Origin of the sequence: Stenotrophomonas sp. HMWF023 (genome assembly GCF_003060985.1) — a bacterium.
Lineage (GTDB): Bacteria > Pseudomonadota > Gammaproteobacteria > Xanthomonadales > Xanthomonadaceae > Stenotrophomonas > Stenotrophomonas lactitubi.
This window is the reverse complement of record NZ_QAIJ01000192.1, coordinates 1-1,059: the sequence shown is the minus strand read 5'-3', so window position 1 is coordinate 1,059 and position 1,059 is coordinate 1. Positions and strand designations below refer to the sequence as shown.

At 64.5% G+C, this 1,059-nt stretch carries 1 pseudogene; it reads right to left on the bottom strand.

Annotation, left to right across the window (positions count from 1 at the left end):
• Nucleotides 1-1,059 (bottom strand): annotated as a pseudogene (gene rpoB / locus DBR20_RS10300) (DNA-directed RNA polymerase subunit beta); the annotation flags it as partial.

Sequence of the window (1,059 nt, the reverse complement as noted above, 5' to 3'; positions counted from 1 at the left end):
TGGTTGGAGCGGGTGTACTTGATCAGGTTGTAGATGTCGACGCCGGCATCGGTCGCGTCGGTGATTTCCACTTCGTTGACCTTGACCACGATGCGGGCGGCATCGATCTGCACGATCTCGCCACCACGACGGGCATTCACGGTCACGCCCGAGTCACGCGCCACGGCGCGCTCGATGCCGGTACCGACCAGCGGCTTCTGCGCACGCAGGGTCGGCACGGCCTGACGCTGCATGTTGGCGCCCATCAGTGCGCGGTTGGCGTCATCGTGCTCCAGGAACGGAACCAGCGCAGCCGCGATCGACACGGTCTGCATCGGCGAGACGTCCATGAAGTGGACTTCCGCCGGCGGCTTCAGCAGCGATTCGCCCTGGTAACGGCAGGGAACGAACTGCTCGGTCAGCACGCTGTTGACATCGGTCAGGGCGTTGGCCTGGGCGATGACGTACTCGTTTTCTTCGATGGCCGACAGGAACTCGACTTCGTCGAAGACCTTGCCGTCCACGACCTTGCGGTACGGGGTCTCGAGGAAACCGTACTGGTTGGTGCGGGCGTACACGGCCAGCGAGTTGATCAGGCCGATGTTCGGGCCTTCCGGGGTTTCGATGGTGCAGACGCGGCCGTAATGGGTCGGGTGCACGTCGCGCACTTCGAAGCCGGCACGCTCACGGGTCAGGCCGCCCGGGCCCAGGGCCGAGACGCGACGCTTGTGGGTCACTTCCGACAGCGGGTTGTTCTGATCCATGAACTGCGACAGCTGCGAGGAGCCGAAGAATTCCTTGATCGCCGCAGCCACCGGCTTGGCGTTGATCAGCTCCTGCGGGGTCAGGCCTTCCGACTCTGCCATCGACAGGCGTTCCTTGACCGCGCGCTCGACGCGGACCAGGCCCACGCGGAACACGTTCTCGGCCATTTCACCGACCGAACGCACGCGACGGTTGCCCAGGTGATCGATGTCATCGACCACGCCGCGACCGTTGCGGATCTCGGTCAGGACCTTGATCACTTCCAGGATGTCCGAGCTGTCGCCGTGGGCGGCAACCAGGCGCTTGGACTCTTCG